General features: G+C 67.8%; 24 protein-coding genes and 1 tRNA gene. 6 read left to right on the forward strand and 19 right to left on the reverse strand.

Features of this window, described 5'->3' with window-relative positions; all coding sequences use genetic code 11:
• Positions 1–91: 91 nt before the first annotated feature.
• Positions 92–418 carry an antibiotic biosynthesis monooxygenase family protein gene (locus JK359_RS13870; protein WP_201835473.1) on the reverse strand — a complete coding sequence of 109 codons (327 nt, stop codon included), beginning with the start codon at positions 416–418 and terminating at the stop codon, positions 92–94.
• Positions 419–715: 297 nt separating this feature from the next.
• Between JK359_RS13870 and JK359_RS13875 the strand changes: the two genes are divergently transcribed.
• Entirely contained in the window at positions 716–2197 is a 1482-nt protein-coding gene (locus JK359_RS13875; RefSeq protein ID WP_201835475.1) for a VCBS repeat-containing protein, read from the forward strand.
• Between the two features lie 130 nt (positions 2198–2327).
• Positions 2328–3362: a Yip1 family protein gene (locus JK359_RS13880; protein WP_201835477.1), complete on the forward strand. Its 1035-nt coding sequence runs from the start codon at positions 2328–2330 to the stop codon at positions 3360–3362.
• A gap of 93 nt (positions 3363–3455) precedes the next feature.
• Here JK359_RS13880 and JK359_RS13885 read toward each other — a convergent pair whose 3' ends face one another.
• The 3 genes from JK359_RS13885 to JK359_RS13895 all read right to left on the reverse strand — a co-directional run bounded on the left by JK359_RS13885 (position 3456) and on the right by JK359_RS13895 (position 4865).
• Entirely contained in the window at positions 3456–3953 is a 498-nt protein-coding gene (locus tag JK359_RS13885; RefSeq protein WP_201835479.1) for a phosphoribosyltransferase, read from the reverse strand.
• Between the two features lie 13 nt (positions 3954–3966).
• Entirely contained in the window at positions 3967–4542 is a 576-nt protein-coding gene (dcd, locus tag JK359_RS13890) for a dCTP deaminase (RefSeq protein WP_201835481.1), read from the reverse strand.
• A gap of 164 nt (positions 4543–4706) precedes the next feature.
• Positions 4707–4865, reverse strand: coding sequence for a hypothetical protein (locus tag JK359_RS13895; RefSeq protein WP_201835483.1), 159 nt, complete (start codon positions 4863–4865; stop codon positions 4707–4709).
• A gap of 280 nt (positions 4866–5145) precedes the next feature.
• On the opposite strand from JK359_RS13895, the gene JK359_RS13900 reads away from it, so the two are divergent.
• Positions 5146–5219 (forward strand) — tRNA-Gly (locus JK359_RS13900).
• Positions 5220–5298: 79 nt separating this feature from the next.
• Here JK359_RS13900 and JK359_RS13905 read toward each other — a convergent pair.
• From JK359_RS13905 to JK359_RS13965, 13 genes are all read right to left on the reverse strand, one after another.
• Positions 5299–6465, reverse strand: a complete 1167-nt coding sequence (locus JK359_RS13905) for a tyrosine-type recombinase/integrase (RefSeq protein WP_201835484.1) — start codon at positions 6463–6465, stop codon at positions 5299–5301.
• Entirely contained in the window at positions 6465–6677 is a 213-nt protein-coding gene (locus JK359_RS13910) for an excisionase family DNA-binding protein (protein ID WP_199214848.1), read from the reverse strand. Before JK359_RS13910 ends, JK359_RS13905 begins: the two co-directional genes overlap by 1 nt.
• The gene (locus JK359_RS13915) at positions 6674–7975 is read right to left on the reverse strand and encodes a replication initiator (protein WP_201835485.1); all 1302 of its coding nucleotides are present in this window, start codon (positions 7973–7975) and stop codon (positions 6674–6676) included. The genes JK359_RS13910 and JK359_RS13915 overlap by 4 nt, the downstream gene beginning before the upstream one ends.
• A gap of 130 nt (positions 7976–8105) precedes the next feature.
• Entirely contained in the window at positions 8106–8363 is a 258-nt protein-coding gene (locus tag JK359_RS13920; protein WP_201835486.1) for a SpdD protein, read from the reverse strand.
• Positions 8364–8389: 26 nt separating this feature from the next.
• The gene (locus JK359_RS13925; protein WP_201835487.1) at positions 8390–8584 is read right to left on the reverse strand and encodes a hypothetical protein; all 195 of its coding nucleotides are present in this window, start codon (positions 8582–8584) and stop codon (positions 8390–8392) included.
• Positions 8585–8593: 9 nt separating this feature from the next.
• Complete coding sequence (locus JK359_RS13930) at positions 8594–8785, reverse strand: mobile element transfer protein (protein WP_201835488.1); 192 nt, start codon at positions 8783–8785, stop codon at positions 8594–8596.
• Complete coding sequence (locus tag JK359_RS13935; RefSeq protein ID WP_104783024.1) at positions 8785–8976, reverse strand: RING finger protein; 192 nt, start codon at positions 8974–8976, stop codon at positions 8785–8787. The genes JK359_RS13930 and JK359_RS13935 overlap by 1 nt, the downstream gene beginning before the upstream one ends.
• An 18-nt stretch (positions 8977–8994) precedes the next feature.
• Entirely contained in the window at positions 8995–9651 is a 657-nt protein-coding gene (locus JK359_RS13940) for a DUF2637 domain-containing protein (RefSeq protein WP_201835489.1), read from the reverse strand.
• Positions 9652–9731: 80 nt separating this feature from the next.
• A complete protein-coding gene (locus JK359_RS13945) occupies positions 9732–11105 on the reverse strand; it encodes an FtsK/SpoIIIE domain-containing protein (RefSeq protein WP_201835491.1) in 1374 nt (457 codons plus the stop codon).
• 5 nt (positions 11106–11110) lie between these two features.
• Positions 11111–11461: an SCO3933 family regulatory protein gene (locus tag JK359_RS13950; protein WP_201835493.1), complete on the reverse strand. Its 351-nt coding sequence runs from the start codon at positions 11459–11461 to the stop codon at positions 11111–11113.
• A gap of 133 nt (positions 11462–11594) precedes the next feature.
• Positions 11595–12323: a GntR family transcriptional regulator gene (locus JK359_RS13955; protein WP_201835495.1), complete on the reverse strand. Its 729-nt coding sequence runs from the start codon at positions 12321–12323 to the stop codon at positions 11595–11597.
• Positions 12324–12409: 86 nt separating this feature from the next.
• Entirely contained in the window at positions 12410–12850 is a 441-nt protein-coding gene (locus JK359_RS13960; RefSeq protein WP_201835497.1) for an ATP-binding protein, read from the reverse strand.
• Positions 12851–13125: 275 nt separating this feature from the next.
• Positions 13126–13866: a GntR family transcriptional regulator gene (locus JK359_RS13965; RefSeq protein WP_201835499.1), complete on the reverse strand. Its 741-nt coding sequence runs from the start codon at positions 13864–13866 to the stop codon at positions 13126–13128.
• Between the two features lie 144 nt (positions 13867–14010).
• Between JK359_RS13965 and JK359_RS13970 the strand changes: the two genes are divergently transcribed.
• On the forward strand, positions 14011–15108 hold the full coding sequence (locus tag JK359_RS13970) for a DUF1152 domain-containing protein (RefSeq protein ID WP_201835501.1): 1098 nt from the start codon (positions 14011–14013) through the stop codon (positions 15106–15108).
• A gap of 524 nt (positions 15109–15632) precedes the next feature.
• Complete coding sequence (locus JK359_RS13975) at positions 15633–16373, forward strand: hypothetical protein (RefSeq protein WP_201835502.1); 741 nt, start codon at positions 15633–15635, stop codon at positions 16371–16373.
• 1134 nt (positions 16374–17507) lie between these two features.
• Here the strand turns inward: JK359_RS13975 and JK359_RS13980 are convergent.
• Both JK359_RS13980 and JK359_RS38980 read right to left on the reverse strand, forming a co-directional pair.
• Positions 17508–18095 (reverse strand): hypothetical protein, encoded by a 588-nt coding sequence (locus tag JK359_RS13980; protein ID WP_201835503.1) that lies wholly within the window; start codon positions 18093–18095, stop codon positions 17508–17510.
• A 540-nt stretch (positions 18096–18635) separates the two neighbouring features.
• Complete coding sequence (locus JK359_RS38980; RefSeq protein ID WP_307788101.1) at positions 18636–18896, reverse strand: WHG domain-containing protein; 261 nt, start codon at positions 18894–18896, stop codon at positions 18636–18638.
• Between the two features lie 211 nt (positions 18897–19107).
• Between JK359_RS38980 and JK359_RS13990 the strand changes: the two genes are divergently transcribed.
• A complete protein-coding gene (locus JK359_RS13990; protein ID WP_201835505.1) occupies positions 19108–19674 on the forward strand; it encodes a Uma2 family endonuclease in 567 nt (188 codons plus the stop codon).
• Positions 19675–19854: the final 180 nt, after the last annotated feature.

The raw sequence follows: 19854 nt of genomic DNA on the forward strand, positions 1-19854 counted from the left end.
GGAGCCGGTGAAGTGACCGGTCGCTGAAAGACCCGACGGCGCCCCCTGACCCGCACAGGCAGGGGGCGCCGTCGTGTCCGGGCGGCCGGGCTCAGGCGTTCTTCGGGGCCGCCTGCTGCACGACCTCGAAGGACCAGAGGGTGGAGCCGGAGGCCGCCGGCTTCGGGCGCTCCGCGCCCTCGCCGCCGCCCTGGTGCGCGGCCTTCATGGGGCCCTCCATCCACGCCTGGAAGGACTCCTCGTCGCGCCAGCGCGTGTACACGAGGTACTGGTCGGTGCCCTCGACGGGCCGCAGCAGCTCGAACCATTCGAAGCCGTCGGAGTTCTCCACGGCGTGGGCCCGCGAAGCGAACCGCTTCTCCAGCGTCTCCCGCTGCTCGGCGGGAACGGTCAGCACGTTGATCTTCACTACGCTCATGGACCCATCCTGGCCCACACGGCAGCCGTTCTCGGAAGCCGGTGGTGAAGGCGTACACCAAGAGGACCAGTACCCGGCGCACGACCGCTCCCGGCAGGGCCACACACGGGCCCCTCCAGGCACAGTGATCTCATATCGTTTCCGAACTCACGTACAACCCTTGCTCCCCACGGCATGTCTCCCCATCGCCGACCGCCCGGTGAACTGCGGGACAACCCACGACGAACACGGGCGGTCCGCCCCCCCATCGTCTGTGGATGCCCCGCCAGGCATCCCCCGCATGCCGCAGGAGACCGCATGCACACCCACCCGCGACTCGCCCTCGCGACGGCCGTGGCCGCCGCGCTGACCGGCGGTCTGCTCACGTTCGCCGCGTCGCCCGCCACCGCCGCCGACTCCTTCAAGGTGGCTACGGCCGACTTCAACGGCGACGGCATCGGCGACATCGCCACGTCCGCCGCGACCGCTTACGTCAGCGGCCACCGGAGCGCCGGTCAGGTCGTCGTCACGTACGGCACGGCCACCGGCGTCTCCTCCGCCAAACGCACCACCATCAGCCAGAACACCTCCGGCGTCCCCGGCACCGCCGAGGCCGGCGACCTGTTCGGCGGCGACCTGGCGTACGCCGACTTCAACGGCGACGGCTACGACGACCTCGCCGTCGGGGCCATGAGCGAGAAGGTCGGCACCGACACCAACGGCGGCGGCCTCGCCATCCTGTGGGGTTCCGCGAGCGGCCTGACCGGCAAGGGCATCGACGTGCCCGACCCCGCCCCCTCCTCCCACGACTTCTGGGGCAAGACCCTGGCCGCCGGCGACTTCGACGGCGACGGCAAGGCCGACCTGGCCGTCGGCGCCTCGGCCGCCACCCTGTACCTGTACAAGGGCGGCTTCACCACCGCCGGCGCCTACGGCAGCCGCACCACCGTCAAGCCGCCGATCCAGTCGGGCACGAACGACTACCCGTACGGCCCGCTCAACCTGACCGCCGGTGACGTCAACGGCGACGGCCGCACCGACCTCGTCGTCGACGGCTACGAGACCGAGACGCAGTACGGCTGGAACACCAACTACTGGCTGCCGGGCACCGCGAGCGGCCTCAGCGGCTCCTCCGCCGAGGCCCTCAAGCCCGGCATCATCACCGCCATCGGCGACATCAACGGCGACGGCTTCGGCGACATCGTCAGCGGTGCCGACTGGGACGCCAAGGACGCCGACGGCACCACCAACCCGGGCGCCACCGACGGCGGCAGGGTGAACGTCACCTACGGCTCCGCCTCCGGCCCGGCCGCCACCGCCGGCATCACCCAGAACACCGGCAACGTGCCCGGCACCTCGGAGAAGGGCGACGCCTTCGGCTACGAGCTGGACCTCGGTGACGTCAACGGCGACGGCTACCAGGACCTCGTCGTCAGCAGCCCGCAGGAGAACATCGGCAGCGTGACCGACGCCGGCAGCGTCACCGTCCTGTACGGCTCCGCCTCCGGTGTGAACACCACCTCCGGTACTCAGGCCTTCTCCCAGAACACCGCGGGCGTCCCCGGCAGCGACGAGAAGTCCGACCTGTTCGGCACCGACGTCAAACTCGACGACGTCACCGGGGACGGCAGGGCCGACCTGGTCGTCAGCTCGTACGAGAACAGCGGCGACGGCGCGGTCACCTACCTCCCGTCCGACGGCTCGAAGATCACCACCACCGGTGCGCGGGCCTTCGGCGCCTCCACCGTGGGTGTCTCCACCACCGGCACCCCGCAGTTCGGCGCCGTCATCGCGGACTGAGGCGTAGGGAGCGGCTCCGGGCCGCCCCCGCATCACCGGGTTCCGCCCGGGGGCCGAGCCGCCCCGCTGCCTGAGCGACGTGCGGAACCCTGAGAAACACCCGGTGACGTGCCTGACGGTCCCTTAGGGGATGTCACAGGTCAGCCGCAAAGCCGGGCCCGGACCGCCGGGCCCGGCACATCGGCCGTCCGGACCAGGTACGTTCGATGACGTGGCTGGATTCAGGATCGGACGCGGGGGCCGGGACAACCGCACCCCCCAAGGACAGCAGGCGCCGCAGGGACCCTCGTACGGGCACGGGCAGGGACCCGGTCGGCCCGGAGGGCCGTCGTACGGGCGGCCGGGCCCGTCGGGCCCCTCGCGCGGCTACCCGTCGGCGCCACAGCCGCCGTACCCGCAGCAGGGACAGCAGTACGGATATCCGGGCCCGGCCGACGACGGTCCGGAGTACTTCGGCGACGGCGGCTACCCGGGCCCCACAGGCCCCGGGCACGGCGGACACGACCCCTACGCGGCCAACAACCCGGGTCACACCCAGGCCTTCTCGGTCGACGAGGCCGCCGGCTACACCCAGGGCGCGACCTACCACGCCGGTGCGGCCGCCGCGCCGGCCGCACCGCTCGGCCCGCCCCTGCACTGGAAGGAACTGCTGAAGGGGATCATCCTCTCCCCCGACCAGACGTTCCTGCGCATGCGGGACTACACGATGTGGGCCCCCGCCCTCATCGTGACCTTCCTCTACGGCCTGCTCGCGGTCTTCGGCTTCGACGGCGCCCGCGAGGACGTGATCACCGCGACGCTCTCCAACGCGGTGCCGATCGTGCTGGTGACGGCGGTCGTGATGGTGATCGGTCTGTTCATCCTCGGCGTGGTCACCCACACCCTGGCCCGCCAGCTCGGCGGCGACGGCGCGTGGCAGCCGACGGTGGGGCTTTCCATGCTGATCACGGCCCTCACCGACGCCCCCCGCCTGGTCGTCGCCATGTTCTTCGGCGGCGACGCCGGCTTCGTCCAGATCCTCGGCTGGGCCACCTGGATCGGCGCGGGCGCCCTGCTGACCCTGATGGTCTCCCGCTCCCACGACCTGCCCTGGCCGAAGGCGCTGGGTGCCTCGGCCATCCAGCTGATCGCGCTGCTGTCGATCGTGAAGCTGGGCACGTTCTAGCGCCCGGCCCCGGCACACGCGAAGGGCCCCCGGCGCGAGCAGCCGGGGGCCCTTCGGCGTTTCCGTCGTGACCGGCGTGGGTCCGGCGTGGGACTAGGCGTCGAGGACTTGTCCGGCCCGCTCCACGACGGGCGGCTCGACGCTCCACGGGAAGTTGATCCAGTCGTCGGTGCGCTTCCAGACGTACTCGCACTTCACGAGGGAGTGGGACTTCTCGTAGATCACCGCGGAGCGCACCTCGGCGACGGTGTCGAGGCAGAAGTCGCGCACCAGCTTCAGCGTCTTGCCGGTGTCGGCGACGTCGTCGGTGATCAGCACCTTCTTGTCGGAGAAGTCGATCACGTTCGGCACGGGCGCGAGCATGACCGGCATTTCCAAGGTGGTGCCCACACCGGTGTAGAACTCGACGTTGACCAGGTGGATGTTCTTGCAGTCCAGGGCGTAGGCGAGCCCGCCGGCGACGAAGACGCCGCCGCGCGCGATGCTCAGCACGATGTCGGGCACGTACCCGTCGTCGGCGATGGTCTGCGCCAGCTCACGGATGGCGGTCCCGAACCGCTCGTACGTCAGGTTCTCCCGCACGTCACTCATGCCGCTGCTGCCCTCACACCTGGGTCCGATGGAAATTGACGAAGGACCGCGAGGCGGTCGGCCCGCGCTGCCCCTGGTAGCGGGAGCCGTAGCGCTCACTGCCGTAGGGGAACTCGGCGGGGGAGGACAGCCGGAACATGCACAGCTGCCCGATCTTCATGCCCGGCCACAGCTTGATCGGGAGCGTGGCGAGGTTGGACAGCTCCAGGGTGACGTGTCCGCTGAAGCCTGGGTCGATGAACCCGGCGGTGGAGTGCGTGACGAGCCCGAGCCGGCCCAGCGAGGACTTGCCCTCAAGCCGCGAGGCGAGATCATCGGGGAGGGTGATGACCTCGTAGGTGGAGGCCAGCACGAACTCCCCGGGGTGCAGGATGAAGGGCTCGTCACCCTCCGGCTCCACCAGCCGCGTCAGGTCCGCCTGCTCGACGGAGGGGTCGATGTGCGGGTACCGGTGGTTCTCGAACACCCGGAAGTACCGGTCCAGCCGGACGTCGATGCTCGACGGCTGCACCATGGATTCGTCGTAGGGATCGATCCGTACCCGCCCGGCGTCGATCTCGGCCCGGATGTCCTTGTCTGAGAGAAGCACGTAGCGAGGATACGCAAGGCGCGCGGAGCCTGGGCAATCGTGACGGCTCCGCGCGCCTGCTGTCACCTTTCGACTACAACGAGTCCCGTTCGCCTCCGCCTACCGCTTCCGTCCACCGCTTCGGTCCACCGCTTCGGTCCACCGCTTCCGTCTACCGCCCCTGCCTACCGCTTCTGCAGGGCCACCGGTACGGCGCTGCGCAGCCGGGCGCAGCGCGGGCACCGGACGAGCCGGCCGGGGCCGAGCCGGCCGGCCTGCTGCATCGGGAACGTGGCGGTGCTGAAGACGTGACCATCCGCGCATCGGACGACGGTGCGTTCCATCAAGTCCCTCAAGTCCCTTCCCCAAGAGCCCCGTCCGGCGTTGCTGCCCGGACGGCAAAAGCCACATTACGGGATCAAAGAGACGACTCTCCAGGCGGCACTCCGGCCTCGCCGGAGCCCGCTCCCACGCCTCCACGGTACGCCCCAACTCCAGCCACCCGCAGCCGGATCCCACCCCTGAAACAGACTCAGACCCCCGGGGTCCGAGCACCGGAGGCCTGCGATGATGTAAAGTGAGCGAGCGTCCGGACACCGGTTCCCCGGGACCGTCCGTACTTACGCGGGTGTAGTTTAATGGTAGAACATCAGCTTCCCAAGCTGAGAGCGCGAGTTCGATTCTCGTCACCCGCTCCATGCGAAACCCCCAGGTCAGAGACCCGGGGGTTCTTTGTTGTCTAGACCGGTGGCCCGGTCGCGCACAATAACCGCACCATTAGCTCTCGGCAGCCTCCTCGCTGTGGTGCGTAGGGTCGTCCGTGTTGCACTTCGCACGCTCAACCCGCACCAGGTCGTCGAGCCCGGCGGCCACCTCCCGCTGCCGCTCCTCGTCGGAGTGCTGATAGATCAGCGCGGCCTTCTCCGAGGACTGCCCGGCACGGACCATCGTGTCCTTGAGGGTGGCGCCGGAGCGGGTCGAGAGGGTGTGCCCGGTGTGGCGGAGGTCGTAGAAGCGGAAGCCGTCCGGGAGACCGGCGACCGCGCGAGCACGGCGCCACTTCCGACCGAAGGAGGTACGCCGGAAGGGCGCGCCCTTCTCCCCTACGAAGACCAGACCATCCGGCCCCTTCTCGGCGTACCAAGCAAGTTGTCGCTTCACCTCCTTGTGGAGGAAGGCCGGGAGGACGATCGTGCGAACGCCCGCGTCTGACTTGGTCTCGCCGGGGGCGCGCCTACCGTTCGTCCGCTCGGGCTCAGCCACGCGGACGCGGATGACGAGGTTGTCCAGGTCGACGTCTCGGCGGCGAAGGCCGGCCAGTTCCTCCGGCCGCATCGGACCGTACGCGCCCAGGTAGACCATGAGGCGCCAGCGGATGCCGATCGCATCGGCGAGAGCGTCGACCTGGGCGACGGTGGCGATACGGCGTTCGGCGGCTGACTCCTTGCCCGCGCCCTTGATCCGGCACGGATTGCGGCTGATCAGGTCGTCGTCCACAGCCGTCTCCAGGATGGCCTTGAGGAGGCGGTACGCCTTGGCTACGGCCGTCTTGGCCCCGGTGGTGCGGAGTCGCTCCGCTCGCCACTCGCGGACGCGGGGAGCGGTGATCTCGTACAGGTCGAGCGTGCCGAAGGTCGGGAGGATGTATAGGCGCAGGAGATGCTTGTACAGGTCGTCGGTGCGGACGGACAGCTCCCGCTCTTCAACCCACTTCTCGGCGTACACGCGGAAGTTGACGGCTCCGGCATCAGGGGCGCGCCAGTCCCCGCGGCTGAGGTCGGCCTCTACCTGGGACAGCCAGATCTCGGCGTCCTTCTTGGTGTCGAAGGTCTCCTCCGCGCGAATGCGCTCACCGTTGGGCCCGAGGTATGACGCGGTCCAGCGTCCGGACCGGTACTGGCGCACCGCACCGAAGCGGCGACGCCTCCCCTTCTTGTTCGCCATCAGGCAGCCCTCCGAAGTGTGGCGCGACGGGGCTTGACCGGCTCGACGGTCCTGGACCGAACGAACTCCTCGATGGCGCTCTCCGGGATACGCACATGCCGGCCGACCTTCACGTACCGGATGCGCCGTTCCTCGATAAGCCGCCTGGGGAAGCGGGGAGTCGTGCCGAGCAGCTCGGCGACCTGGTCGACGGACAGGTAGCGGTCGTTCATGTGGTGGGCTCTCCTTCCGTTCCGGGAGCGGGTTCGAGGGACGCGGCCAGCCATTGCTCACCGGTGCTGAGGCCGGTTCCGGCGAAAGCCCAGTGGGCGAGGACGAGCGTGGTTTCGCCGTCCTGGGGAGCGGCCGTGGCGGCTTGGGCGCGGCGCCATGCGGCGCGCGCGTCACGGAGGGCGCCGAGGGTGGTGGAGTAGCGGCGGGACTTGGTGGAGAAGTGGCCGCGGAATCCGAGCATGTGGGCCCAGGCACGCAGGCGAAGGTGTTCGAGGTCCTTGCGTGCGCCGAGGGTCCAGGCGGTGCGGATCATGCGGCGGGCGTGGTCGGTGATCCGGGCCTGTGCCAGTTCGGCGAGGAAGCGGATCGGCCGGTCCAGGGTGCCGGTCGCTGTCTCGGCGCCTTTGGTGGCGTACTTGGCGATGTACGCGGCGACGGCCCGTTCGGTCAGTTCCTGGCCACCGTCGAAGTCGGCGGAGCGGATGGTGCGGACGTCGAGTTGACGTCCGAAGGTGAAGGTGTGGGCGCGGCCGTCGACGTCCGGTCCGCTGACGCGTGTGGCGGTGGCTGCGGCATGGACGGCGTCGGTCAGCAGTTCGGCGGAGGCCCAGGCGGGAGGGGCCGTGTCGCCGCCCTCCGGGCCGTCCAGGCGGATGACCGCGTGGAAGTGGACGGCGCCCCGCTTCTGGTACTCGGCGACCTTGGCGAAGGAGACGCGTGCGTGATGCCGAAACGCGCGTTGGGTGAGTCCGGCGCGCTTGGCGATCTCACGGCGCAGGTAGATCGAGAAGCGCCGCCAGAGGGCTCCGGCGTGGGCGTTCCAGAGCACGGCCGCTTCGTAGTCGTACGCGTCCGGATCGAGGGGCGTGCCGAGGGCCGGGTCTGTGTCGTCGTGCCGGGCACCGCAGCGGCAGGGCCGCCCGCTGGAAGGGCGGTTGTGGACGGGGCCGAAGCTCGGTGCGGTGAGGGTGGCGAAGACGCGCGGGTGCGTGCCGACCTGTTCGGCGGTGCCCTTGCCGCCGCGGAGTCCGGCGGTGATCAGGTGGAAGGTGTCTCGGCGGTAGACCTCCGCGCAGGCCGCGCAGCGGGTGGCGCGACGGTTGTTGCAGCGGACGAGGAGACTTCCGGCGGGCAGGGAGGACGAGTCGAGGTGGTGGAGGACGCGCCCGATCTCTCCGGTCGTCCGGTCGACCGCGTACTCGGTGCGGTGGCCGTCGAGGCGCACGGGGTTGGTGCAGCCGCCCAGGCCGGAAAGTTGGCGGGCCAGCTCGGGCATGGTGCCGAGGGAGGCCAGCATGGAGAGTTCCGCCAGCGGTGGCGGAGTCTGCCGGGTGATGATGGGTCTTCCTTTCGGCTGTTTCGGCGGTTGGGAGGGATGGCCCCGGGGCGGCGGGATGCTTGGCGGCGTTTGCCGCCCCGGCGGCCGGTCAGCGCCTGTTGGCGCCAGTGACGAGGGAGCGCAGGACCACGGCGGCGATGGCCACGGACACGGCCGAGACGGCGACCGCCGCCAGGAGCGCGGTGAGGACGACGCCGACCACGACCACGGCGGCCACCGCACCGGCGCCGACCCCAACGAACGGGGCGATCGAGCGGCCGGCGGAGGGAGCCGGGGCATGGTCCTGCGGGATGTGGCTGGTGATGCTCTGGATGTGCGGGGTGTCGGGCAGCTTGGGGCGGAACATCGCGGGACTCCTTGTCGGTCGGGGTGTCATTCGTGGGTGCCGTTGACGACGTCGACTCCGGAGCGAGTGCCGGACTCGATGGCCGGGGCGAGGATGGTGTGTGAGAGCCAGAAGCCGAACAGCGCGATCACGACGGCGACCCAGAGGCGGATGCCGAGGAACTTGATCGCGGCCGAGGCGATGACGCCCAGGACGAAGACGAGCGGCAGCGAGACGGTCATGGGAGCTCCTCAGCGGACGCGGCAGCGGTGGGTGCGCGCGGCGAGCTCGGCGGCGGCGCGGCTGTCGTAGTCGGTGGCGAAGCCGCAGCGCGGAGCCGTGCAGGCGGCGGTGTGCTTCTCGCGGCCCCGGCCGTCGTAGTAGGTGCCGATCTGGACGGGGCCGATGCGGACGACGCGGCGGAAACGGCGGTTGGCGGACATCAGGGCATCTCCTTGTCGGTCTCGCCGGTGAAGTCGGTGACGTGGTCGGCCAGCCAGCGCAAGATCTCGTCGCCCTCGTAGCTGTCGGCGGCGAGGATCACCGGTTCGGCGATCAGCACGGCTTCGGTCAGGCGGTTCTGTCGGGTCAGCTCTGCGGCGCGCTTGAGCGCGCGGAGCGTGGACGGGCGCAAGGGGGAGATTCCTCCGGGTCAGGTGAGTTGGGTGGTGATGGCTTCGGCGAGCGGCATGGGCACACCGAGCCGGGCGCAAAGGGTCGAGGTGTCGATGTCGGTCCCGGTCCGGGCGCGGTGTTCGTCGGCGACCTTGCGGGCGAGGGTCACGAGCGCGGGAGGGACCGGGGACGGAGGCAGCGGCGTCGACTCCGGTGAGGAAGCCATCAGTTCGGGCGCAGTCGTGGGCGGCTCGACGTCTGCGGCGGTCGGTTCCGGCGTCTGTGCCGTTGAAGGTGGTTCCGGTGCCGTCGCCGGGTCCTTGCTGGGATTCGTTGCTCCGTGGGCGAGCAGCGTGCCGCCCAGGAAGGCGACCGCGGGCCATCCGGCGACGAGGATGCGGAGCCAGGCCGGTACGTTCTCCAAGTCGAGCAGTCCGGCGGTGGCGACGTTGGCGCCGAGGGACGCCGTCAGCGCGACGAGGAACCAGCACCACCCGGCGGTCTTCGCCTCACCGGAGCGCAGGCGCCGCCAGGCCGCCACCAACAGCAGGTCGACGGAGACCGGATAGGCCCACGCCTTCCAGCCGTCCTGTCCGGCGGCCAGCGCCAGGTCATGCAGGTGAGCAAAGGACAGCGCGGCGGCGATCAGCGCTTGGACAAGTACGGCGTCCACACGGACGGGCAGGGCGCGCACGGCCACTCCTTCCAGTTCCGGGCATGGGTGGGGTAGGGACTTGGCGCGGGACGGCCGCGCCGACCGTGGGAGTGGGTCGGTTACTCGGTGATCGGCTGAGGAGTGGCCAGAGGTCCGCACTCCATCACCGGCACGGGTGGAACGTGAGGCCGGAACGGCGCGAGCGCCGGAATATCCGGTGCGAGGTGTGCCGTCTCGCGGCAGGTGACCGCAGCGTCGGCGAGGGACAGGTGAGGGGTGCGGATGCGGGACCATCCACCGGACGTGTCGCCGACGACGGCGAGGCCGGGCAACTCGGCCGCGATGGCGCAGGCGGCCATAACAGCCTCAGGGGCGATGTCCCCGAGCGCCATCTTTGCGGACGCTTCGTCGTTCACCCGATGGCAGACACGGCCGGTGAGCTGAGCCCGGAGCATGGTCGCTCCCTTGCCCAGCTCGGCCCCGAATCGCTGCCCGCAGACCTCCAGATAGATGCCGGCCGCGCGGCCGAGCTGGGCGAGCCGGATGAGCTGGGTGACCATCTCGTCCCGTCGTTCCTCCTCCTTCCTTGTGGCGACGAGGAAGAGTTCCGCCACCTCGTCGACGAACAGCACGATGGGAGCGGGGCGTTCGTCCTCCGGCAGGCCCCAGACGTCCGAGGTGATCAGCTCATCCGGGGTGCCTGGCGCGATGCCCTGTCGCGCTTTGATCAGGTCGTATCGGTCCTCCATTTCCTTGACGGGCACGGGCAGCAGCTCGGCCGCCTGCTCCGGATCGGTCACCAGCGCCGAGAGCCGGGGAGCGAACGGCGCCAGCTCCACCCCGCGCTTGCAGTCGATCCCGACCAGGACCACCGGCTGAGCGGCCAGCCCGGCCAGCAGGTTCCGCAGGAACATGGATTTTCCGGACAGCGTGGCACCGAGCACGAGTTCGTGGGGGACGGCCCGGTAGTCCCGGACGAAGGCGGTTGCGTCCTCGCGCAGAGCCACCGGCACGCGGAGCGGACCGACGTCGGCCCGGCGGGGCATCCGTACCTTCCGCAGGACGTCGAAGCCGACGAGCCGCAGTTCCACGACACCGGGCTTGACGTCCCGCACGTACACGGCGTGAACGCTCCAGGCGTGCCGTAGCCGTTCGGCCGAGGCCGCCACGTCCGCCGGTTCCTGGCCCGGAGCCAGCCGCAGCCGGAGCCGCAGACCGGTCGAGGTGGGCCGGATCATGCCCCGGCGAGGAGGCACCGGCCGGACCTCACGGCGAGTCGTGGCCTTGACGGCCAGGGCCCGCCACCGGGGCGGCTCGACCGTCAGGCCGCACGCGTCCATGGTGGAGGTGTACGAGGCCAGCAGCCGGGCCATCGAGACGGGCAGCCCGACCACGGACCAGTACGCCGCCGGATGGGCGTGCCGGGCGTAGGCCGCGCCGCCTATCGCAGCGAGCGACCCGCCCAGCTCGGCCCACGTCACCAGGTCGGTCATGACGATCAGCCCGCCTGCTCCATCGAGAAGGCACCAGGAGCGACAGCGGTCGCGCGGTAGGCGATGCCGTGCCGCTGTTGGCCGTTGAAGACGCTTTCCCACGGCCGGGCGATGAGCCCCGGCAGCGAGACCGGGGCGCCGACGGTCAGTCCGTCCGTCACACCGCTCTCGGGGACGGTGACCTGGATCAGCGACGACTCACCCTCGTCGATGTAGACGACGCCGACCGTCATCAGTGCCTCACCGCTCACGGCGTCCTTGGCGATCTCACCGGTCTGCCGGTCACGCACCTTCGGCGCCGGCGCTTCGGTGAGCAGGATCGTGGCGGCCGAGGCGTCGATACGAATCACACGCACAGATTTCTCCTCCTGAGTCGATCAACCCGCCAGCCTGACAAGTTGACTTAGCAAGTTCGAAGCTAGAGACGCCAAGTTGACTTGTCAAGTGCGAATCGGGTGGGGCCGGCGGCGAACTGGCCGTTATTCGGGTTCAGTTCAGGCGGTAGGTGTCTTCCAGTTCCTGCCGGTCAGCAGGAAGCAACACGTCGGAGACTTGCAGCGCCTGGCCGGAAGCGTCGCACGCGACGACCAGGACGCTGAGGACCGGAACCCCCTCAGGGAGCTCCAGAAGCTCCGCTTCGGCGCGCTCGGGCAGACGGGCCGAAATCCGTTCCGTCACATGGTCGAAGCGGACTTTCTTGCGCGCCTCCAGGTGTGCGCGGGTGCCACCCGTCAGCGCTTCGGCACTCTCCAGCTCAGTGCCCTCGACCAGGCCGGCGGGGAAGTACGACGACACCAGCTCAGCCGGTTCGCCGTCGTCTTCGACCAGGAATCGACGCATGAGGATCTTGGCCCGCTTGGGCAGCCCGAGCGCGGAAGCGACCCGCGCCGGAACAGGGACGTAGCTGACCTCGACCAACCGCCCTGCCGCTTGCGACTCGTCGCGCGCGAGCACTTCACTACCCCGGCGGTCGTTCTGCTCGACGACGGCCGGGCGCCCCCGCACGATCGTGCCGTAACCCTGCCGGGACTCCACCCAGCCATCACGCTTCAGCAGCTCCAGCGCCCGGACAACGGTCGGCCGAGACATCCCGAAGGCCTGCACCAGTTGGTTCTCACTGGGAACCCGCGTGCCGGGCGCATACGTGCCATCCTCGATACGGCGCTGGATCGTCTGCGCGAGGCGCACGTACTTCGGTGGCTCCACTTCATACGCCATGAACGCCGCCCGTCGAGATTGGCCAAGTCAACTGGTCAACCAGACTAGCGAATCTTCGATTGTCGAAGTAGAAGCGGAGCGAACTCTTACCTTCCGGGCCAGGCATCGGCCATCACGAAGGAGACGACGGTTCCGCCGAAGCGGCTCGGTGCGGCGTGCCACGACTCGGCCAGCGAATTGACCAGGAGCAGTCCACGCCCGTGGGAATCGTCGGCGTCGGGGTGCCTCAGCCGTACGTTCGCCGGAAAGCCAGGGTTGTGTACGTCGACCCGAAGCGAATCCCCCTCACGGAACCATTCGACCCGGACGAGCCAGGGGTCGTCCGACCGGCCGTAAGCGATGGCGTTGGTCACCAGCTCCGAGATCATCAGCACACAGTCGTCGACGGAGCAGGCCGGGTTGTACGGGGCGATGAACTTGCGGAACCAGCGCCGAGCCCGCGGTACGGACTCAGCGACAGGGTGCAAGGTCATCGCACCGAGACGCGGTGATTCCTCAGACGGGTAGCGGTCGATCATGTAGGCCATGGGTGCTCACTTCCTGCCGCTACCGTCGCAGTCAAGGCAGCGCCGCTTCGATGTGGCGCGGGTGCGATCTGCGGCGGTGGCAAGCGCCAGGGTCGTACGCGAGCCGACACGCTTCCAGCCGCGCCCCCGGCACCCCGGGCAAGGTAACTGCGTGCCCTGCTCCGGCCGCTGACTCGTCACACCGCGCCTCCTCCCAGTGAAGTGGCCTTAGCCACTTCCCGGATAGTGGCATTAGCCACTTGTGAGGCGCAAGCGATTCGCAGCAACTGGCCCCCTCAGGTCAGTGGGTAGCCCTGCTCGAAGGCCCAGCGATGCGGCGGGTAGGTAGCCTCAGCGAACTCCAACGGCCGGTCCTGGAGGTCGAAGACGACGTGGTGCACAATCAGGACGGCGGAGCCGGCCGCAAGTTGCAGGTCCTCGGCCTCTTCCTCCGTCGCCTCACGCGCGCACATGCGATCTTCCGCGTAACTCCCCTGCCGTCCGGTCATGTTCTCGACGTACAGGAGCGTCCCTTCTTGGATCCGCTCCGGCTCCAGAAGCTTCGGCGCACGCTGACCGACATCCGGAGCAAACCACGAGGTGGACAGCGTGATCGGCCCGTCCTGGTTGTTGGTCACCCGCCGTCGGTGCACCGCCCGACGGTCCTTGACCAGGCCCAGCGCCTCAGCCACATGATCCGGCGCCTCCAGCCAACCGGCAGAGGTGATCACGGCGTACTCACCAGACGTGTAGATCTTCCCGGTCTGCCGAGCGCGGCCGTACAACTCACGAGCCCGCCGGTTGACCTCCAGACTCCGCACGTACGTACCCGATCCCTGGCGCTTCTCGACGAGCCCTTGATGACTCAGCGCCTCCAACGACCGTGCAGCCGTGGGCCGGGACACCTTCCAGTCAGCCGCCAACTGCCGTTCGGACGGCACCTCGTCCCCCGGTCGCAGGTCACCCCGAAGAATCTGATCACGGATGTAGTGCGCGATCTGGAGATACTTCGGCTGAGCCTCCTCGATCTGCGGCATCAGTCCTCCTCACCCAAGGCGAGCCCCAGGCGAGTAGTCGGGCACCCCGCTACCGAGCTGAGGCCTGCTTCTCGATACAAGTGGCTATGGCCTCTAGCCACTATAGGGTGAGTGGTCAACCCCCCACCCCGTAGGCTGAGACGCATGACGCGGTTGATCGTCGCAGCAGGAGGAGGGGGCGACGCAGTCGCCGCCGCAGTGATTCACGCCGCCCTCTACGGCGACGAGGACCAGGCGGTGATCCTCACGTACGCGTGGGACCGCCTCCTGATCGACCCCGTTCCGGGTCCCCGAGGACCAGACAACTTCACCGGCCTCAAACCCCTCACACCAGCAGTCTGGGCAGTGCCGGCCGAGGCCCGTCCGATCGCTCCGGCAGGCTCGACACTCCCCCGACTTGCAGCAGAGCTCTGGCACACGTTCGCGCTGATCGATCCACGCCACGGGGTCGAGGGCATCACCCGCCAACTCGAAGAGCTGGTGGACCGCTTGTCGCCAGAGTCGATCGACCTCTTGGACGTGGGCGGTGACATCCTCGCCCGCGGGGATGAACCGACGCTGAAGAGCCCGCTTGCCGATGCCGTCACGCTCGCCGCGTGCTGCCAGGTGAACGCTCCCGTCCGCCTGTTGGTGGCGGGCCCCGGCCTCGATGGCGAACTCCCTCTCGACGAACTACGCGGCATGCTCGGCCCGCTCATCCACACCCTCACAGCGAAAGACATCGAGCCGATCAGCTCGGTCCTGGAGTGGCACCCGTCTGAGGCGACCGGGATGCTCGCGGCGACAGCCCGAGGCGTACGCGGCACCTGCGAGATGCGAGACGCCGGCCTCCCGGTCCCGCTCACCAACGAAGGACCGGCGGTCCATGAGATCGACCTGGACGAGGCGCTGAATCGCAACGAGTTGGCCCGCGCCATCCTGACGACCGCCACCCTGGACGAGGTCGAGGCACACAGCCGCGAAATCTGCGGCTACTCGGAGATCGACTACGAGCGCAACAAGGCCGCGTGGCTTAAGGACCAACCACCAGCGCAGCTCGACCATGAGGCCGTACTGTCTCAGCTCGACCAGTTCGAAGCCGAGGCCCGCAGCCGCGGAATCACCCACACGACCTTCCGCCGTCTCACAGAGGCCCTGAACCTCAACGGCTCCCTGCGCGAGGACCTGCGCCAACTGCTCATCAACGGCCGTCCGCAGCAGTACGACGCTCCCTTGTGGCGCATCACAGCCGCTACTGAGTAACAACCTTCTTCACGGGTTCAAGGCGGCTCGCTCCGCTCACCGCGCGCGGCCCGGCCCCCGGCCGGGCCTGCGCTCCTGTCTCCGCCCCGCTCCAGCCCGGCCGGCGCCCGTGCCGCGCATAAAGTGTGCAGCCATCTGACGTCAGAGAAGGGGCACGTCGTGGCTGGGGCGGTCGACTCCACGGCTTTACGGAGCCACTTTGGCGCGAGCCTCGAAGATCATGGCCCCAACGTCGTGCTTTACCGGGCAGGTCCACAGACTGCCCGACGCGCCGCAAGCTTACGGGGCCATGATCACTCGCGCCAAAGCAGCTCCAGCCCAAAGCCGCTACGCCGCCCTATAGTCACCGCTTGCCTCAGACGCTGATCACTCACGAAAGTAGTGGTGAGTTGAAACGCATGGCTTGGACGAGTCGCCCAGTCCGCGCCTCGCGGCTGCCCTTCAAGGAAAACGATCACGGACCGCTGACATGGAGATTCCCTGCGTCACCCTCTAGTGAGCCGATCTCGTGCACAATTTAATGCGTGACTGTACACGAGAACCGGATCACTAGTGTCGGAACCTACTACAACTATCGAGTAGGCATGTCGCAACTCGACCGCCTCTTTGGCATCGCAAGCGAAGGATTTGACGCCGAATCGATCATATTCGAAACCACCCAGGGTGATACGTCTCTACGGCGCGACACCTTGGCTTCCCTGGTCTCTGGTGTTGCTTCACTAGTGCCAGGTAATCCGAACTGGTCAAACCTGTCTTTTAGGGCAACACAGGGCACTAGGGATGTATCAGTCCGTTTCACTCGATATGACGTGTCAGTCTCGGTTTCAGCGACGGATCCGACTTGGGTCTATGGGCAGGCTGCTCGATTGAGGGCGATACTGCGGGCAGTCGCGGATGAGAGGGCACCCGCAGAGCGGGCAAGCCGAACGGCCACCTTCGCTGGGCTAATCAGCATGGCTTTGCTCGGATTACTGATTATCCTGTCCATGCTCGCCGGAGCCGAATTGGCACTCGATGAAGGAACGCCGGGGAGATTCATGACTGGAGTTATCGCGGGAACTTTAATTGCCACGATTAGCGGACTCACGGCCACCGCTAGCGTAAATAGGTCGATCCTCAACCCGACAGGCGAAGTGCCTCATGAGAACTGGTGGAGCAGGCGTAATGCCATGGAAAAAATCAGCCTTGCTGGAGCCGTAATAGCCGCAGCCGCCGCTGTGGGGACACTAATTTCAGCCTATTCCGACATGACTGGGAAGAAATAACGGAACTTCTTGCGGCGACGTGGGAACGATTTGCGCCTGGGGCAAATTTTTCGTAGTAACAGACTCCCTAAAGCAGTGTTCACTAAGGTGAACTTCCTACCGTCAGCGTGCCAATTAAAGTGCCGCTCATGACCACTTCTCTTGATCCCGATATCCGAAGATGGCTTCGTCCGTGCCCTCCATCGAAGCCACACCGTGCGGGCCACCCACTGGAGAACGCGGACCTCGTAATTTCCTGCAAGCCCTAGCGGCACGGATCGGTGACGCGGACGGCTGGTACAGCAACGCCAGCCGGGACCTATCGGTCACGGTGACTGGACCTTCTTCGCACTCGCTTTGCGAGTTGCGCCCACCTACGAATAACCCGTGGGCCAGAGCAGACGCACGGATGAGGCCACGCCAATGCCAGATGCGTGCCAGATAGTGCGGGGAACCACGGCGAATAGCGGTGTCTAGGCCGCCGGTCAGTGAGGCTCCTTGGCCGATCCACCGCAGGTCAGATCAGCAGCCGCCCAGCTTCCCACGCTCAGGGTCCGAGTGCTGTTCGTCCTTGACGAGGTCGCGTACATTACCCGCCCGCCAAGAGCTGTCGAAGATGACCCCGTTGGCCGACAGTCGGACGATAGTTTTATGTGATCTGCCCTATACCGTGTCGCCTGACGTATAACGCGTGATGTCGGGAGCCCTTCATGACAGCGCCCTCCTCGACCCGCTGCGGGCGCAGCGACCCTGCCACCTTCCCAGGCCGCTGCCGCGGAATCCGTGTCCGTGGGTGCACTGCATGTCTGGCTCATATCACTGACGCCGAACGAACTGCTTACTTGGCTACCCTCGTCGCCGGCGTGTCTTGGCCGTCTTGGCCGTACGCGGACGCATCAAGCGCTGACAACCTCAAGGCTGCGTGTGGCGCAGGCAGAACCCGCACAGGCTGCTCGCAGCGAGCCGGCTCCCGTCTCAATTTCCGTCTCATTCATCTTCGTTCGTCGCCGTTCAGGACAGGCCATCGATTCTTCCTGGCAGTCCAACGGGCCGGTCATGAACGCAGGTGAACGGCCGCGAACGACGCCCGCAACCTCACCAACACAGTTGGAAAGCGTGTTGGCGCAACCGCTGCCTAACACCAGCTCGGAGTGCTCACACGGCGCCTCTCTGGGCGCGCCGCCGGGTCAACTGTTCGTCGATATCATTGATGAAGAGAGCGAGGAGGTCCCCCTCCTTCACCTGCCTGCCACTGTGCCCGAAGTCTCGGCGAATTGCGGACAAAAGTTCCTCGAAGCTAAATATCGTATCCTCAGCTGCGAGAACTTGCGCTTCCCTCTTGAATTTTGACCAGGCAAGCAGAACGTCGTCGGAGGCCCACGTAATTAGATCCGGCGTGATTTCCCGCAGGAACTGTGCCACTTCATCTGCGTTCGAAGAGTCGGGGTTCATGACCGTCCTCATGAGTCCACTTACGAGCCTAGTGTAGACGGGGATTTTACTGGCTCGAATTTCTGCCTCGACGGATTTCCGGCGTTCGAGGTAGCGTCCAATAACCAACGTGGCAACGGTTACGAGAACCGTCGCCATCGCCGTTACGGCTGCAGCAGCAACCGTAGGGTTCACGCCATGGAAAACTTGTCGCCCCACGTACCTCGCCAAGAAGGCTACGCCCTCCACCGCACCAAACAGCAGGGCGGCAAGGACTGCGAGGCTACCTATCCCCTTGATGAATGCGCGCATGGGTGCACTGTGGCACGACGCCCAGCGTCGACGAGACGAATCGGCGACAAGAGCCGGTGGTCTGCATCCGCCTCAGGCCTTCCGGTACCCACCCCGGGCAGGAGGCCGTGCGGAGCTGGGCTCCTGTGGCCGCACCACAAGCGCACCAGATCGAACGGGGAACAGCGGGAAACCACGGTGAAGACCAGCGGCGCCGACGACGGCGCAGATCAATCATCAGCGCAGGTCAGCGTCTGAATCGACCGCAAATGATCTCAGCTTCCCAAGCTGAGAGCGCGAGTTCGATTCTCGTCACCCGCTCCAGATTGAAACCCCCAGGTCATAGACCCGGGGGTTCTTCATTGTCTGGACCGGTTGCCGGTGCGCGCACCGGCAACCGCACCACTACGGCCGACCACACCACCTGGCTGGTTCACCGGACGAGGGCCCGGCCCGCCCGAATCGCCCCCTCACGCAGGCAGCGGGACCTGCCTTCCCGAGACGGCCTGCTGCGCTTGGTCACGCTCCCGGTCGGCGCGGCCCATGTCATCAAGTCGGCTCTCACCGCCGCGAGGTGGATGTCGCGGACAGTCGTGTGAGCTGTTGCAGTTCGGTGTCGTAGAGCACGGCCGGGTGGAAACCCAGGCCGGCGAAGTGGCCTGCCAGTTCCAGGGACGGGATGCCGTGGAGACGGGTCCAGAAGAACAGTGCGCGGCGCAGGGCGGGCCGGGCTGCGGGATGGTCGGCCGCCCGCTGCCGGCGCTCAGCCGGGTGGGCTTCGAGACCGGACTCGTCGAGACCGGCCTCGTCGGGACTGCCCACAGCAGCGTCGGCAGGGGCGCCGGCCAGCAGGGCGGGTGCGACGGCGGTCCAGGCGGCGGCGTGCAGGTGGGGGAATCCCCGGGTGTGAGCGGTTGCGCTACAGGTACGGCATTGAGATCGGCCACGGCCTCCGAGCCGGCCCGGCGAGTGGGAGACAGTACTGTGAGTGCAGCGGGATCGGGCCCGCGGCACAGTGCCCGGGAGGCATGTCATGACTGCCGAGATGGTGGCCCCGGCGTGGATGCACGAGCAGATCACGGCGGAGGAGTACGACTCGTGGTCCGAGGAGCAGTGCGCCGGCATCGAGATCGTGGACGGAATGGTCGTCGTGAGCCCTAGCGCGTCCAAGCGGCACAACCGGCTGGCCCGGATCCTGGCGAACGCCCTGGATGCTGCCGCCGGACCCGACTGGAACGCCGACACGGACTTCGACGTCCGGCTGCAGGACGTCCCGCTGACCAATCGCCGTCCCGACGTCATCGTCTACCGCGCGGACACGATCGACATCACGCCCACCCGGCCTGAGCACGTACTGCTGGTGGCCGAGGTGGTGTCGCCGGGCTCGGAGACCACCGACCGGATCGTGAAGGTCGACCAGTACGCCAAGGCCGGGATCGGCTTCTACTGGCGGATCGAGCAGGCCGCGACCGGTACGCCGCTGGTGTACACGTACCTGTTGGACCCCGCGACGATGACCTACCGAGAAGGGGACGTGTTCACTGGCGTCCTGAAGGTCACCGCCCCGTTCGCGGCAGAGATCGACCTCGGCCAGGCCTGAACCGGTCGCACCGCAGACAGAGGGGCTGCCCGGGCTGCGACGTAGTCGCTGGCAGCCTCCGGCGGATCGTGTGCGGAAGCGACCGAGGCCCCTCGTGCGGACCCGAACACGGGGGCGTACAGCCTGGGCGGACGCCTCCGTGCCATTGGTCGGACCCCTCGGCGATGTCGTGCCCACCGT

The sequence above is a fragment of the Streptomyces actinomycinicus genome (assembly GCF_016741775.1).
GTDB classification, from domain to species: Bacteria; Actinomycetota; Actinomycetes; order Streptomycetales; family Streptomycetaceae; genus Streptomyces; species Streptomyces actinomycinicus.